The sequence below is a fragment of the Pacificoceanicola onchidii genome (assembly GCF_004804335.1).
Taxonomy (GTDB): Bacteria; Pseudomonadota; Alphaproteobacteria; order Rhodobacterales; family Rhodobacteraceae; genus Pacificoceanicola; species Pacificoceanicola onchidii.
In genome coordinates this window covers 758,740-773,806 of record NZ_SRXY01000001.1, presented here as the reverse complement: position 1 = coordinate 773,806, position 15,067 = coordinate 758,740, and the positions used below count along the sequence as shown (strand labels likewise).

Annotated in this window: 13 protein-coding genes; 10 read left to right on the top strand and 3 right to left on the bottom strand. The window is 61.2% G+C overall.

Going from position 1 to position 15,067, the window contains the following annotated elements; all coding sequences use genetic code 11:
• The first annotated feature begins 439 nt into the window (after positions 1–439).
• The 5 genes from urtA (at position 440) to urtE (ending at position 6,438) form a co-directional block, all read left to right on the top strand.
• Positions 440–1,720 carry an urea ABC transporter substrate-binding protein gene (urtA, locus tag E4662_RS03775; RefSeq protein ID WP_136439909.1) on the top strand — a complete coding sequence of 427 codons (1,281 nt, stop codon included), beginning with the start codon at positions 440–442 and terminating at the stop codon, positions 1,718–1,720.
• A 64-nt stretch (positions 1,721–1,784) separates the two neighbouring features.
• A complete protein-coding gene (gene urtB / locus E4662_RS03770; RefSeq protein WP_136439908.1) occupies positions 1,785–3,710 on the top strand; it encodes an urea ABC transporter permease subunit UrtB in 1,926 nt (641 codons plus the stop codon).
• A gap of 4 nt (positions 3,711–3,714) precedes the next feature.
• Positions 3,715–5,004 carry an ABC transporter permease subunit gene (locus E4662_RS03765; protein ID WP_240705109.1) on the top strand — a complete coding sequence of 430 codons (1,290 nt, stop codon included), beginning with the start codon at positions 3,715–3,717 and terminating at the stop codon, positions 5,002–5,004.
• Entirely contained in the window at positions 5,001–5,741 is a 741-nt protein-coding gene (gene urtD, locus E4662_RS03760; RefSeq protein WP_136439907.1) for an urea ABC transporter ATP-binding protein UrtD, read from the top strand. Before E4662_RS03765 ends, urtD begins: the two co-directional genes overlap by 4 nt.
• 1 nt (position 5,742) lies before the next feature.
• On the top strand, positions 5,743–6,438 hold the full coding sequence (gene urtE / locus E4662_RS03755) for an urea ABC transporter ATP-binding subunit UrtE (protein ID WP_136439906.1): 696 nt from the start codon (positions 5,743–5,745) through the stop codon (positions 6,436–6,438).
• A 35-nt stretch (positions 6,439–6,473) separates the two neighbouring features.
• Here urtE and E4662_RS03750 read toward each other — a convergent pair whose 3' ends face one another.
• Positions 6,474–7,283, bottom strand: a complete 810-nt coding sequence (locus tag E4662_RS03750; RefSeq protein ID WP_136439905.1) for an ABC transporter permease — start codon at positions 7,281–7,283, stop codon at positions 6,474–6,476.
• 120 nt (positions 7,284–7,403) lie between these two features.
• Between E4662_RS03750 and E4662_RS03745 the strand changes: the two genes are divergently transcribed.
• From E4662_RS03745 to rimO, 3 genes are all read left to right on the top strand, one after another.
• The gene (locus E4662_RS03745; protein ID WP_136439904.1) at positions 7,404–8,006 is read left to right on the top strand and encodes a GcrA family cell cycle regulator; all 603 of its coding nucleotides are present in this window, start codon (positions 7,404–7,406) and stop codon (positions 8,004–8,006) included.
• A gap of 41 nt (positions 8,007–8,047) precedes the next feature.
• Positions 8,048–8,911: an alpha/beta fold hydrolase gene (locus E4662_RS03740; RefSeq protein ID WP_136439903.1), complete on the top strand. Its 864-nt coding sequence runs from the start codon at positions 8,048–8,050 to the stop codon at positions 8,909–8,911.
• A 357-nt stretch (positions 8,912–9,268) separates the two neighbouring features.
• The gene (gene rimO, locus E4662_RS03735; protein WP_206080245.1) at positions 9,269–10,630 is read left to right on the top strand and encodes a 30S ribosomal protein S12 methylthiotransferase RimO; all 1,362 of its coding nucleotides are present in this window, start codon (positions 9,269–9,271) and stop codon (positions 10,628–10,630) included.
• Positions 10,631–10,632: 2 nt separating this feature from the next.
• Here rimO and E4662_RS03730 read toward each other — a convergent pair whose 3' ends face one another.
• Complete coding sequence (locus E4662_RS03730) at positions 10,633–11,091, bottom strand: hypothetical protein (protein WP_136439902.1); 459 nt, start codon at positions 11,089–11,091, stop codon at positions 10,633–10,635.
• Positions 11,092–11,376: 285 nt separating this feature from the next.
• Between E4662_RS03730 and E4662_RS03725 the strand changes: the two genes are divergently transcribed.
• Both E4662_RS03725 and E4662_RS03720 read left to right on the top strand, forming a co-directional pair.
• On the top strand, positions 11,377–11,955 hold the full coding sequence (locus E4662_RS03725; protein WP_136439901.1) for a thymidine kinase: 579 nt from the start codon (positions 11,377–11,379) through the stop codon (positions 11,953–11,955).
• 141 nt (positions 11,956–12,096) lie between these two features.
• On the top strand, positions 12,097–13,911 hold the full coding sequence (locus tag E4662_RS03720) for a DUF1963 domain-containing protein (protein WP_136439900.1): 1,815 nt from the start codon (positions 12,097–12,099) through the stop codon (positions 13,909–13,911).
• Between the two features lie 34 nt (positions 13,912–13,945).
• On the opposite strand, the gene E4662_RS03715 is transcribed toward E4662_RS03720, so the two are convergent.
• A complete protein-coding gene (locus E4662_RS03715; protein ID WP_136439899.1) occupies positions 13,946–15,064 on the bottom strand; it encodes a beta-ketoacyl-ACP synthase III in 1,119 nt (372 codons plus the stop codon).
• Positions 15,065–15,067 lie beyond the last annotated feature (3 nt).

The window sequence follows — 15,067 nt, the reverse complement described above, 5'->3', positions numbered from 1 at the left end:
CTCCTATACAGGGCAATCCCCGATCTTGGAAAGCGGTTCTGCGCGCTCCGAAGGGGGCGAGGGGTGTTTTCCGAAGGTTGAAGACTGAATCATCGGTTTCACCGCTGCTCAATTTCGCGCCCTAAGCGCAATTTTTGCTCAGGCGCTCCGATCCATCCCGCCCAATATGTGGGCGAACGTCGGTTTTTGCGCCGAATTTTTAATCGAATGTCCGGATTTGCGTCTTTGAGTCAGGCAAGAATCGGGAACCCCGGGGGCTGAGCGCTCTTAATGCTGACCGAGCGCTGGCCTCGCTGACGAGGACGGTGCTCACGAGGGGACCTGAACGAGACTTCCCGATCTACCTTATGGTCGCGGCCGCGACCACCGGCATTGCGAGCGTATCGCATGGGACCGCCGAAGTTTGAGGCCGCACATCAAAACAGGGGCTGATGCCAAAATGAAAACCTCCTATCTTGCTGCTCTTCCGACTGCCGCTCTGCTGCTGAGCGCCACCTCCGCGCTCGCGCAGGATTGCCCGATCAAGGTCGGCGTGCTGCACTCGCTCTCCGGCACCATGGCGATTTCCGAAACCACGCTCAAAGACACCGTCGAGATGCTCGTCGAAGACCAGAACGCCAAAGGCGGTCTGCTCGGCTGTGAGCTTGAAGCGGTTGTTGTTGACCCGGCCTCCGACTGGCCGCTGTTCGCTGAAAAGGCGCGTGAGCTGCTGACCGTGCACGACGTTGACGTGATCTTCGGCAACTGGACCTCCGTGTCGCGTAAATCCGTTCTGCCGGTTATCGAAGAGCTGAACGGTCTGCTCTTCTACCCGGTTCAGTACGAAGGGGAAGAAAGCTCCAAGAACGTCTTCTACACCGGCGCGGCGCCGAACCAGCAGGCGATCCCGGCGACTGACTACTTCCTTGAAGAGCTTGGCGTTGAGAAGTTCGCGCTGCTCGGCACTGACTATGTCTACCCGCGCACCACGAACAATATCCTCGAGTCCTATCTCAAGTCCAAGGGCATCGCGGAAGAAGACATCTTCGTGAACTACACGCCGTTTGGTCACTCCGACTGGGCAACCATCGTGGCCGACGTTGTTGCGCTGGGCGCGGACGGCAAGCAGGTTGGCGTGATCTCCACCATCAACGGTGACGCGAACATCGGCTTCTACAAAGAGCTCGCAGCCGCTGGCGTCTCCGCCGACGATATCCCGGTTGTTGCCTTCTCCGTGGGTGAAGAAGAACTGTCCGGTCTCGACACCTCCAACCTCGTGGGCCACCTCGCGGCATGGAACTACTTCCAGTCCGCCGAAGGCGATGCCAACGCGGCATGGGTTGAAGCCTGGAAAGCCCGCATGGGCGAAGAGCGTGTGACCAACGATCCGATGGAAGCGCACTACATCGGCTTCAACATGTGGGTGAACGCAGCCACGGCGGCTGGCACCACCGAAGTGGATGCCGTCCGCACCGCCATGTACGGGCAGGAATTCCCGAACCTGACCGGCGGCACAGCCGTCATGCTGCCGAACCACCACCTCGCCAAGCCGGTTCTCATTGGTGAGATCCTCGACGATGGTCAGTTCGACATCATCTCCCAGACCGATCCGGTTCCGGGCGACGCATGGACCGACTTCCTGCCGGAATCGGCGGTTCTCAAGTCCGATTGGAAAGACCTCGGCTGCGGCATGTACAACACCGAGACCAACACCTGCGTTCAGATCAAGTCCAACTACTGATCTGACCTGACCTTCGGAGCGCGCGGACCCTCGCGCGCTCCAACCCTGCTTGGAAAGACCCCCCATGTTACGCCCATTGCTCGCCTTTCTTGTGCTTGTCCTGATGGGGGTTTCCGCCCCTGCCCAGGCGCAGGAGCTCCAGACCATCCTGCAATCCCATGCCGATGAAGTCGCCAAACCCGGACGCAAAAGCGTGGGTGTGGTGATCGACAATCTGATCGCCTCCGGCCTGCCGCAGGTGCCTGTATTCCTTCAGAACTGGCAAGGCCGCAGCGTTGTGCGGGATGAGGCCACGGGCCTGTTTTACTACGATAAACCGCTGCGGGATGTGGACAGCGGGGCCGAGGTGGACCTTGGCGATGTAAAGTTGAAAGCGGTGAAGCCGAACGGCGGCGTGCGCAAGGTGATTGGCGCGGCGCTGGTGCAGTTTCAGCTGTCTGACCCTGACATTTCCCGCCGCATTGACGCTCTCGACGCTATTGCGCGCTCGCCCGATGCAGATCAGATCGGACCATTGGAAGCGTCGATTGACGGGGAAAGCGATGCCGGTGTTCTGGCGCGCAAAGAGGTGCTGGTGGGCATGCTCAAGGCCCGGTACGGCGCGACAACCGAAGATCGTGTGGCCGCGATCGAGCAACTGGATGGCAGTCTGAGCCTCGATGCCCGTGCCACGCTGAACCAGATTCTGACAACAAAGGCCGGCGTAGCCGAGACCGTACCGGAAAGCGTGAATGTTGCGCGCATTCTGACGCCGGGAGATGACATTGCAAAGGTCGAAGCCTATGGCCGCCTTGTCGATGAGGGCTTTGCTCCGGCGCGCATCTCGAACGCGGCGATCAAGGAAGCGCTGGCCGCCAATATCGAAGGCGGCTCGGTTGCGGGCATTCCGGTGCATGATCTGAACACGCTGGAGCGCCGCCTGGAAGCTTATACCCGTCTGGCCGATCAGGGCGTCGTGCCTCCGGCGGTCACGGATGAGAGGGCCGCTGAGATCCTCGCGCAGTACACCTTCTACGAGGCCTATACCGAAACCGATGCCGCGGTGACCACCGCCGCCGAAACGGTTCTGGCCAGCATTGAGACCAGTGTTGCGGTCAACCAGACCGCCGATCTTGCGCTCGACGCGCTCTCGCTCGCCTCGATCTATTTCCTCGCGGCCATCGGCCTCGCCATCACCTTTGGCGTGATGGGCGTGATCAACATGGCACATGGCGAGTTCATCATGATGGGGGCCTACACCGGCTACGTCATGCAGCAGATCATCCCTGATTATACGCTGTCGCTGATTGTCGCCCTGCCGGTTGCCTTTGCGGTGACCTTTGGTGCGGGTGTGGCGATGGAGCGGCTGGTGATCCGCTGGCTCTATCATCGTCCGCTGGAGACGCTACTGGCGACCTTCGGGATTTCCATCGCGCTGCAACAACTGGCCAAGAACATCTTTGGCACGCAGGCGCGGCCGCTGACCTCTCCGGGTTGGCTCGACGGGGCATGGGCGATCAACGAGGTGGTGTCGATTTCCTATATCCGCATCGCGATCTTTGTGCTCGCGTTGATCTTCCTCGGGCTGATCCTGTTTATCCTGAACAAGACGCGTCTGGGCCTTGAGGTGCGCGCCGTGACGCAAAACCCCGGCATGGCCGCCTCCATGGGGATCAACCCCGACCGCATCAACATGCTGACCTTCGGCCTTGGCTCCGGCATCGCCGGGATCGCCGGTGTGGCGATCGGTCTTTATGCCAAGGTGACGTCCGAGATGGGCGCGGATTACATCGTGCAGAGCTTCATGACGGTGGTTGTCGGCGGCGTTGGCAACGTCTGGGGCACGCTTGCCGGGGCATCGCTGATTGGTGTGTTGCAAAAGGGGATCGAGTTCCTCAACCCGTCCAACACGCTGGCGGCGCAGACCTACATGATCCTCTTCATCATCCTGTTCATCCAGTTCCGTCCCAAGGGCATCGTCGCCCTCAAGGGCCGCGCGGCGGAGGCGTAAGACCATGACATCTGTTACCGAAAATATGGTCTCGCAGGGCGGTGGCGCGCGCAAAAGTTTCATCGCGCAAAACCCGTCTGTCCTGTGGTTCCTGCTGGCGCTGGCTCTGTTCACTTTGGGTGTGACCGTGCTGTCGGAGGCCACCGGCTCCGGCGTGATTTCCACGTCCTTTGTCAAAACGCTGGGCAAGACGCTCTGTCTGTGTCTCGTGGCGATCTGCATGGATGTGGTCTGGGGCTACTGCGGGATCCTCAGCCTCGGCCACATGGCCTTCTTTGGCATCGGCGGTTACGCCATCGGCCAATGGCTGATGTATGCGCGGACCGAGATTATCGTCACGCAGAGCCTTTCTGCCGCAGCCATCCCGCCCACCGATCAGGAGGTGGTCGATGCCATCGGAACGCAGATTTTCGGTGTGGTCGGCTCGTCTGAGTTCCCGATGATCTGGGCCTTTTCGGACAGCCTGTTCCTGCAACTTCTGATGGTCATTGCGGTGCCCGGCCTTTTGGCGCTGGTCTTTGGCTGGCTTGCCTTCCGCAGCCGTGTGACAGGCGTGTACCTGTCAATCCTGACACAGGCGATGACGCTGGCTCTGTCGCTATACCTTTTCCAGAACGACAGCGGCTTGCGCGGCAACAACGGTTTGTCCGGCTTGCAGAACATCCCCGGTTTCGAGGAAACCTCGCAGGCGACGCTCTCTATTGTCTTCTTCTGGGCGGCGGCTTTGGCGCTGGGCCTTGGCTATGTGCTCTTTGCCTGGGTGACCTCCGGCAAGATGGGCAGCGTGGTGCGTGGCATTCGCGACGATGAGGCGCGGGTGCGCTTTCTTGGATACCATGTCGAAAGCTTCAAGCTCTTCGTCTTCACCATCACCGCCGTGGTCGCGGGCATCGCAGGCGCGCTCTATTATCCGCAGGCGGGCATTATCAATCCGGCAGAGATTGCGCCGATTGCCTCCATTTACCTCGCGGTCTGGGTCGCCATCGGTGGGCGCGGGCGGCTTTACGGGGCGGTCATCGGCGCGGCCTTTGTCTCGCTGCTCTCGTCGTGGTTCACGGGCGGCAGCGCGCCGGACATCAATCTCGGCTTCTATGTGGTGAAATGGACGGACTGGTGGCTTGTACTGCTCGGCTTCAGCTTTGTGGCGGTGACGCTCTTTGCACCCAAGGGCATCGGCGGTCTGTTTGACCTGATCATGATCAAACGCACCCCGGACCGGCAGGGCGACTATGGCCCGTCGGAAGGGGCAAAACGCGCCGAAGAAGGCAGCGTCGATGTGGAGGACGTCAAATGAGCACACTTCTCGAAATGTCCGGCGTGTCGGTGTCCTTTGACGGGTTCAAGGCCATCAACAACCTGAGTTTTCAGATCGGCGAGCCGGAAATGCGCGCGATCATCGGCCCCAACGGCGCTGGGAAGACCACCTTCATGGACATCATCACCGGCAAGACGCGGCCTGATGAAGGGCGTGTGATCTTTGGCGAGAAGTCCATTTCCCTGCTGAAGATGAGCGAATCGCACATCGCGCGCGCCGGGATTGGGCGCAAGTTCCAGAAACCGACGGTGTTCGAGGCGCAGACGGTGCGGGAAAACCTCGCCATGGCGTTGAAAAATCCGCGTGGGCCATTTGATGTGCTGCTCTATCGCAAGAGCGCCAAGGGCGGCGCGCGCATCGAAGAAATTGCTTCCGAAGTCGGGCTGACCGAGCATCTCACACGTCCCGCAGGGGAGCTTTCACACGGTCAGAAGCAATGGCTGGAAATCGGTATGCTGCTCGCACAGGAGCCGCGTCTGTTGCTGGTTGATGAGCCTGCGGCGGGCATGACACCGTCGGAGCGGGAGCATACGACGGACCTCTTGGTGCGGCTTGCGGAAAAGCACGCGGTGGTTGTGGTTGAGCACGATATGGAGTTTGTGCGCCGCCTGAACTGCAAGGTGACGGTTCTGCACGAAGGTTCGGTTCTGGCCGAAGGCTCGCTCGACCATGTGACAAACAACAAAGACGTCATCGACGTGTACCTGGGGCGCTGACATGCTGGAAATCCAAGATCTTACGTTAAAATACGGCCAGAGCCAGATCCTGCACGGCATCTCCCTGACCGCCGAGCCGGGCAAGGTGACCGGCATCATGGGGACCAATGGCGTGGGCAAAACCTCGCTGTTGAAAGCCATGGCCGGGCGGCACCCGTTTTCTGGCGGGTCCATTCGTCTGAACGGGACGGACCTTGGCCACCCGACGGCCTTTGCCGCCGCCAAAGCAGGCATCGCCTATGTGCCGCAGGGGCGCGAGGTGTTTCCGCTGATGACGGTGGAAGAGAACATGCAGACCGGCTTCGCTTGCCTTGGCAGCGGGGATCGTCAGATCCCGGATCGGATCTTCGATCTATTCCCGATCCTCAAGGACTTCCTGCACCGCCGGGGCGGCGACCTTTCGGGCGGGCAGCAACAGCAGCTTGCCATTGCCCGCGCGCTGATCACGCAACCCAAAGTGCTTCTTTTGGATGAGCCGACCGAAGGCATTCAGCCGTCGATCATCAAACAGATCGGCCGCGTGATCGAAGTGCTGCGCGAGGAAGGTGAAATCGCAATTATCCTTGTGGAGCAGTACTTTGACTTTGCCGTGGGTCTCGCTGATCAGGTCTTTGTCATGAACCGGGGGCAGGTGACGTTCAACTCTGCCAATCCAAAGGGCGACCGGGACGCCTTGCTTGAAAGCGTGTCGATCTAAGCGGGAGCCGGGGCAGAGCCCCGGCCTACGGGCCGTCACGCCTTGAGACGGTAACCCTTGTGAAACATCCCCCAGGCCAGCAGGCAGACCGCCAGCGTCGCGGCCAATGCTACGGCAAACCCGAGCAGTGGCGCGCTGTCAGAGACGCCGATCACACCCCAGCGGGCCCCGTCAATCAGGTAGAACACCGGGTTCAGGTGAGTGATTTGGTAGAGCACCGGCGGCAGGGCTTCGACCGAGTAGAAGGTGCCGGAGAGGAAGGCCAAAGGGGTGACGATGAAGTTCGTGATCGCCGCCATTTGATCGAATTTGTTGGCAAAAATCCCGGCGATCATGCCGAGTGCGGAGAGGAAAGCCGCGCCGAGTATGACAAAGGCCAGCGTGGCCAGAGGATGCGCAGGCACGATCCCGAGAAACAGCCAGAACGCGATCAGGATGGCCATCGCCACAAAGAGACCCCGCGCCACGCCGCCCGCCAGATAGCCCAGCACCAACTCACCGCCGGAGAGGGGCGGCATGAGCGTGTCGACGATATTGCCCTGCACCTTCGAGATCACGATGGAGCTTGAGGTGTTGGCAAAAGCATTCTGGATCACGGTCATCATAAGAATGCCCGGTGCAATGAAGGTGCTGAACGGAACACCCATGACGTCGCCGCGCCGCTCGCCAATGGCAATGGTGAAGATCACCATGAACAGGCCCGCGGTCACCAGCGGTGCCAGCAGGGTTTGCGTCCAGACGTTGGCAAACCGCAGGATTTCGCGCATTGCGAGGGTTTGCAGCCCAAGCCAGTTCACACGGCCGAACCGGCGGTCGCCGGGTGCGTAGTCAATGTCCTGAGGCATGTGGTCTCCTTGCCGATTCGGTGCCTTGTAACTTAGCTGGCGATGATTAGAATAGGAGCTTGATCCGAAAACGACAGGCGGCCTGCTTTTCAGGGCCGCTTTTTCAGTGGGAATGCCAAGATGTCCTGGACCGATGAACGCGTCGAGTTGCTGAAGAAGATGTGGGGCGAGGGCCAGTCGGCCAGCCAGATTGCCAAGGAACTTGGTGGGGTTACCCGGAATGCGGTGATTGGCAAGGTGCACCGCTTGGGCCTGTCCAACCGCGCCACCAGCGCAGGCGCCGCTCCGGCCAAGGCCGAGGCCAAGCCGAAGGCAAAACCCGCCGAGGTGAAGAAGGCCAAGCCCAAACCCGAGGTAAAGGAAGAGGCCCCCGCCAAGGAAGAGGCGCGGCCCGAACCGATGACCACTTCCGCGACGCCCGCGCCGTCGCCGATCAACCCGCGCAACAAGATCATCCCGGCCGGTCAACCGCTGCCGCCGCAGCCTTCCGCCAATGAGATCAGCCCCGAAGCGTTGGCCAAGGTGAACGCGGTCGAGAAGAAGGCCAAGAAGCTGACCTTGATGGAACTGACCGAACGCACCTGCAAATGGCCCGTGGGCGATCCGGCGACGGATGACTTCTGGTTCTGCGGCCTGCCGGTTCAGCAGGGCAAGCCCTACTGCGAGGCGCATGTGGGCGTGGCCTTCCAGCCGATGTCCTCCCGCCGCGACCGCCGCCGGTAAGGGCTGTCTTCGGTTTGTGACGTTGCAGACGGGGTGAGCGCATGGCGGGCACTCCGCAGGATTGCACATTCGATGTAGACGGGCTCCGGTATGCGGGGCTGGCATGGGGGCCGGAGGACGGCGTGCCCGTGCTGGCGCTGCATGGTTGGATGGATCATGCGGAAAGCTTTGCCGAACTGGCGCCGCGTCTGACCGGGTGCCGGGTGGTGGCGCTTGATCTGAGCGGGCAGGGGCAGAGCGGGCATCGGGCGGCGCATGCGACTTACAACCTGTGGGATGACCTTCCGCAATTGGTGGCGATTCTTGATGCACTGGGCTGGGAGCGCGCGGTGCTTTTGGGCCATTCGCGCGGCGCCAATATCGCAGCATTGATGGCGGCGGCGGTGCCGGAGCGGGTGCGGGGCCTGATTGCGCTCGACAGCCTGGTGCCGGAACCGGTGGAGGCGGATTTTGTCTCGACGCTTTCGGCTTTTGTAAAGGACACGCGCAAGGCGCTTGGGCGCGGGGCGCGGCGATTTGAGAGCGTAGAGACCTACGCGGCGCGGCGGCAAGCACAGGGCAACGCTGAAGCGGTGGCAGCGGCTTTGGCGACGCGGGCCTTGCGCACGGTGGACGGCGGCGTCGAGATGACGGCGGATAACCGGATGTTCGCTTCTTCCGCCGCGAAACTGCGGGCCGAGGATGTGGATGCGGTCTTGCGTGCGATCCGATGTCCGGTGTTGAATGTCTGGGCGTCGGAAGGGATCATCAGCCGGCCCAAATTGGCGGAGGCGGCCAAGAAGGCCCCGGAGCTGATCGCGGACTATCGCTCAGAAAGCGTAGCGGGGGATCACCATTTCCATATGGAGCCGCGCGCGGCGGAGAAGATCGCCGAGTTGGTGGCGGAGTTTGCCCGGCGGGTGTGATTGAGTGGATGGTGGCTTGTCGGCCCTTCATCTCACCCCAGGCGCGGAATCAAGGCCGCAGGCCGCCGCGCCTATCGACGGGCCGTCCCCGCGGCACGGCGATTGGTCCATCGCAGGACACCACATGAGTCTAGCGCGCCAGTGGCTGGGATAAATCAAGGGGACCTGAGGTTGCGTCGCCGTACCACGGCCCGTCGATAGGCGCGGTTTGTTCTTGTTCCAAGAGGCCCCGGATCAAGTCCGGGACGGAGTGGGCGTGAAATCTGCAGGACCTGATGACACTCGTCGAACGATGACGCGTCATCAGCGCCCCGGCCCCCCTTCCCCGCATGGCGGTTGTGCCGTATAGCCAGCGCCATGCAGAATCCCCCTGATCTGAGGCCTGACCTCGCCCGCGCCCGCATCACTGAGACCCAGCGTGATGGTCAGCCGACCATCGGGATGGTCTCGCTTGGCTGTCCCAAGGCTTTGGTGGACAGCGAACGCATCCTGACGCGCCTGCGGGCCGAAGGCTACGGGATCAGCGCCGATTACAGCGGGGCGGATGCGGTGGTGGTGAACACCTGCGGGTTTCTCGACAGCGCCAAGGCGGAGAGCCTGGAGGCCATTGGCGAAGCTCTGAACGAAAACGGGCGCGTGATCGTGACGGGGTGCCTTGGGGCTGAGCCCGAATACATCACCGGCGCGCATCCCAAGGTGCTGGCGGTGACCGGTCCGCATCAATACGAACAGGTTCTCGACGCGGTCCATGCAGCCGTGCCGCCGTCGCCGGACCCGTTTGTTGATCTGCTGCCTGCCAGCGGTGTGAGCCTCACGCCTAGGCATTACAGCTATCTGAAGATTTCCGAAGGCTGCAATCACAAGTGCAAGTTCTGCATCATCCCGGACATGCGTGGCAAGCTGGTCTCACGACCGCAAAAGGCGGTGTTGCGCGAGGCCGAGAAGCTGGTTGAAGCAGGTGTGAGGGAACTGCTGGTGATCAGCCAGGACACCAGCGCCTACGGGACCGATTGGAAGGACCGGGACGAGAAATTCCCCTTCCTGTCTCTGGCCAAAGACCTGGGCGAGTTGGGGGCTTGGGTGCGGATGCACTACGTCTACCCATACCCGCATGTGCGTGAGGCAATCCCGCTCATGGCGGAGGGCAAGATCCTGCCTTACCTCGATATTCCCTTCCAGCACGCCCATCCCGACACGCTGCGCCGCATGGCCCGCCCGGCCGCTGCCGAGCGTACGTTGGATGAAATCAGAGCCTGGCGGAGCGCCTGCCCGGATATCACCCTGCGCTCGACTTTCATCGTCGGCTATCCTGGCGAGACCGAGGCTGAGTTTCAGCATCTGCTGGACTGGATGGACGAGGCGCAGCTCGATCGGGTTGGGTGTTTTCAGTATGAAAATGTCGACGGTGCGCGGTCCAATGCGCTGCCGGACCATGTGCCCGAAGAGATCAAGCAGGAGCGCTGGGAGCGCTTCATGGAAAAGGCGCAGGCGATTTCGGAGGCCAAGCTGGCGGCCAAGGTTGGCACGGTCATGGATGTGATTGTCGACGATGTGGACGAAGACGGTATCGCCACTTGCCGCACCAAGGCTGACGCTCCGGAAATCGACGGCAACCTGTTCATTGACGAAGGCGCCGAGGCCCTGAACCCCGGCGATATCGTGACTGTGGAGGTTGACGAGGCCAGTGATTATGACCTCTGGGGGCAGTTGAAGGGCTGACCCTAGGCCTGCTCGTCCTCGAGGTGGATCTTGATGTCGATCAGCACCTTCTGGATCGCAAGGGTTTCCTTGAGCAGACGTTTTGCCTCGTTCGCGGTGATTACACCGTCTTCGATGCTCTGCTGATATTCGGCCATAAGCATGGCAAAGCGCTGTGACAGCGCTATCACATCGGCGTTGACCCCACCTTCACGGCGCGAGTTGCGACGATCCTTGTCGAAGTTCAGGGTGATTCCGTTCACTTCCGCGAGGGCTGCGGTGACATGCGGGTATGTCGCAGCTTCTTCGAGGGCCGCAACGGCGTCCACCGGCATGAACCGCTCGTCGTGCTCGGCGTGTTCCGAATAATACCGTCCAAGCGTGGCTTTGGACTTGCCGGTCAGCTCGCAGGCGGCTTCCACGCCGACATCCTTGACCAGCGCTTCGGTATGTTTCTTGAGGTACCGACCCATATTATTCATTTTTCACCCTGTCTGCTCCGGCTTGAGTGTTCCGGGGAGCCCATGTCTCTTTTTCCCATTACCCGCAATGGATGTGGTTGTCATTCTATATCAAGCCTTTTTGCAAGGGCCAAGGGAGACGGAGTTTGGCCGATCAGTGCGGTCTTGTGTGTTCTCAGGTACAATAAAAACGAGTTAGGCCGCCGTCTCCCTTTTTCGGCAATCCCCGAATAGCACGAAGCGCTTGTCCCCCTTAGCGCTTCGTGCAGCTTTTCGTCGCCGCAGAAACACGGTAACAGGCGTCGCATGGCCAAGCTGCATTTCCACTATTCCACTATGAACGCAGGCAAAAGCACGCTGCTTTTGCAGGCGGCGCACAATTACAATGAACGCGGTATGGAGACCTATCTTCTGACCGCGGCTTTTGATGACCGGTCCGGGGAAGGGCGCATTGGCTCGCGTATTGGATTGGGTCGGCCTGCGGCGACGTTTTCACCGGGTGAAGATCTGTTTGCGAAGCTCGAGGCGCGCTTGTTGGAAGGTCCGGTTGCCTGCATTTTTGTCGACGAGGCTCAGTTTTTGAGCCGCGATCAGGTTTGGCAATTGGCGCGTGTGGTGGATGATCTGGGTGTGCCGGTCATGGCCTATGGCTTGCGGGTGGATTTTCGGGGAGAGCTGTTCCCCGGTTCTGCCGCGTTGCTTGCCCTTGCAGATGAAATGCGGGAAGTGCGCACAATCTGTCATTGTGGCAAGAAGGCGACGATGGTGATCCGTCAGGGGCCGGACGGACAGGTGCTCAAGGATGGCGCACAGGTCCAGATTGGCGGCAACGAGACCTATGTCAGCCTGTGCCGCAAACATTGGCGCGAGGCTGTGGGCGACTGATCAAGGTCCTGAATTGCCCGCACAGGTTGCATCGAGTTGCGACAAAACTCCTTAATTGTCCCCCATGGTGCCACCGGTCTTCCATGATTTTGCCCCATCTTTCCGGCCTTTTACACGTCAGAGGTGAGAAGGGGACACACGATGTATGCAGCGCGTACGCTTTTCCTTGTGGGGACAGGGGTGTTGGTGTTCGGCACGGTTTGGGCCGCAGTCATCTGGAAGGACCTGACGGTCCTGCTTCCGGATGCATTTGATCAACCTTACACGGCCTTCGCGCTCATGGCGGTTGGTGCTGTCATGTCATGGCTCGGCAAACGCATGGGCGGCGATGTCTTTGACGATTCCGCGCCCATGACGGAGTTCGGCACGGAAGTGGACGGCGTTGTTGGCTTCGTCAAACAGAACCTCGGCGCTTTCCGGCGGCGCGGGAAAGATACCCGTGAAGAGAGCGGGGCATCCCGCGAGGTTGATCTGAAGATGCAGGCTTACAGCGATATGCTGGAAGATGCGCCTGCGGACATGCACATGCCGCGCGAGGCCATGGCGCCTGCGCGGGACCGCAAAGATGCGCGACGCAAAGCAAGGGAGGGCAGCGATTCCGCATCGCTTCATATCCCGCCGGAGCAACGGCTTGAGATCATCGCGCAGCTTCTGAGCGGCGGTGTGAAAGCAGCGGAACGGTTTGTCGAGATCGGTGGGCATGGCGAGGCGTCGGACGGCGCGCCGGCTGAGCAAACTACGGACAAGCCGCGTGATGAAAAACCACCGCAGGATCGCGAGTATTCGGCAGAGGATCTTCAGCCGGTCAAGCCGATCGACTTCCACACAGGGCGGTTGCGGCTCGAAATCCAGTTTCCGCAGCATCCTACGGACAGCTGGATCGGCGGCGGACCTTCGTTGCCGGAGGGCGTAGCCTGGCCGATGATCGGCGAGACCCCGGCCAGTTTCTATGCGCAGATCGCCGTGGCAGATCTGCCGGAGGACATCTGGGGCGGGGTTGGGCCGCGCGAGGGCTGGCTAGTGATTTTCGGGGCGGATAGTCCGGGGGCAGAGGTGACGGTTCTGCACACGCTGGAACGCGGTGTGGATCGTCCGGTGCCAGACGGCGCGGATTATTACTTCCGCTTTGCCTCTGGCGAAGAGGCGCTCTTTGAGCTGATCGGTCCGGATGCTCTTTTGCCGCCGCGCTGGTATTTGACGGCTGTGCCGGATGAAGACGGCGCGCGCCCCGATTTGTCTGTTGCCCACGCAGAGACGCTTTTGCTGGACAAGCCGTCCATGACGGACCCCGGGTTCCTGCCATTCGATTGGGTGACAACCATCGCCCTTGTGGATGCGGTGGATGCCATGGTGGAGCGTATGATCGGTCGCGCGCGGAAAGACGCGGCGGATGGCGATGACGCCAAGGCAGGCATGTTGGAGGGGCTAGGGCAGACTTTGACCCGGGTTCGGAGGCTGTCCTCAAGGATCGAAGCGCGGGCTGCGGAAGCAGACTTCAGCGAGCGTGACTGTGCCAAGGTGATTGGCGCGTTGGCCAAGATGACCAACGAGGCCTGGCTGGGAGACGCCGCGCGGGCTGGTGGGCGCAAGCCGCTGAGCCTGCTGCAATACAAAGGCTTCAAAAGCTATCGCAAGCTCTATGAGGCGCAGGCGCGGCGGGTGTATGCCATGGACCCCGCAGCCTTGCCCGAGGCGACGCTCAACCGGCTCCTGCCGCTTTGGCAGGCCTATGCGGCGCAGGAGGTGATCTTTGTCGGCAATGATGCGGATGACAAAGAAGGGCGCCTGCCGAGCGATGCGCCCTGCCTGCTCCTGCTGCCGCCGAGTGATCTGGCCGGATGGCAGATTGGCGAGGCATCCCGCTGGGCAGTGCAGATCAATCCGCGCGATCTTGGCATGGGACGCCTTGAGAAGGCCTTCGCCGCCAACGGGGATGGCCAGGACTGGGATAAATGACGCTGACGCGGGCCGGGCTTTCTGAAAAGCCCGGTCAGCGCCGTTCGACCAGAACCGACCCCACGGAATAGCCCGCGCCAAAGGAACAGATCACGCCGCGGTTTCCTTCCTTCAGGTCTTCGGAGTGCTTTGAAAAGGCGATGATGGATCCGGCGGAGGACGTATTGGCATAGTCTTGCAGGATGTTGGGTTGCTCACCCGGTTCCGGTACGCGGCCCAGAACCTTTTTGCCGATAAAATCATTCATCGTCTTGTTCGCCTGATGCAGCCAGAGGCGGCTCAGGTCATCGGCGCTCCAACCTTCGGCCTGCATATGCGCGGCAATGTGGGCGGAGACCATCGGCAGAACTTCCTTGAAGACCTTGCGCCCGTTTTGCATGAACTGCATGTCGCGGCGGTCTTCCATCTGGTCATGGGTGCGGCGCAAGAAGCCGTTGTTGTTGCGGATGTTGTTGGAAAACTTGGTGGCGCAGCGGGTCGACAGGATGTCAAAACGCGCGCCTTTGGCGTTCTCCGCCGGTTCGATAAGGACGGCTGTTGCCACATCGCCGAAGATGAAATGACAATCCCGGTCGCGCCACTCGAGGTGGGCGGAACAGATCTCAGGGCAGACAACCAGCGCGGCCTTGGCGCTGCCCGCGCGTATCATGTCAGAGGCGGCCTGAATGCCGAAGGTGGCCGAGGAGCAGGCGACGTTCATGTCGAAGGCAAAGCCCCCCGCATCCAGAAGCTGCTGAATCTCGATGGCAATGGCCGGGTAGGCGCGTTCGTGGTTGGAGGCTGCGCAGATGATCAGGTCGACGTCCGCGCCGGTTCGCCCCGCCATGGCGAGCGCCTTTTGAGCCGCGTCCAGCGCCATTTCGGCCATGACGCCGGGGGCCTCATCTGCCCTGGCGGGCAGCCTCGGGAACATGCGGGTCGGATCAAGCACGCCATCCTTGTTCATCACGAAACGGCGTTCGATGCCGGAGGCGTTGACTATGAAGTCCGAACTGGACGGCGACATGGCCTCGATCTCGCCTGAGGCGATGGCATCCGCATTGTCCTCGTTCCAAAGCGCGGCGTAGGCGTTGAAGGCGACGACCAGTTCGTCGTTGGTGATGATCTCGGAGGGGGTGAAGACACCGTGTCCGGTGATGGCAGGTTGACCCATGGC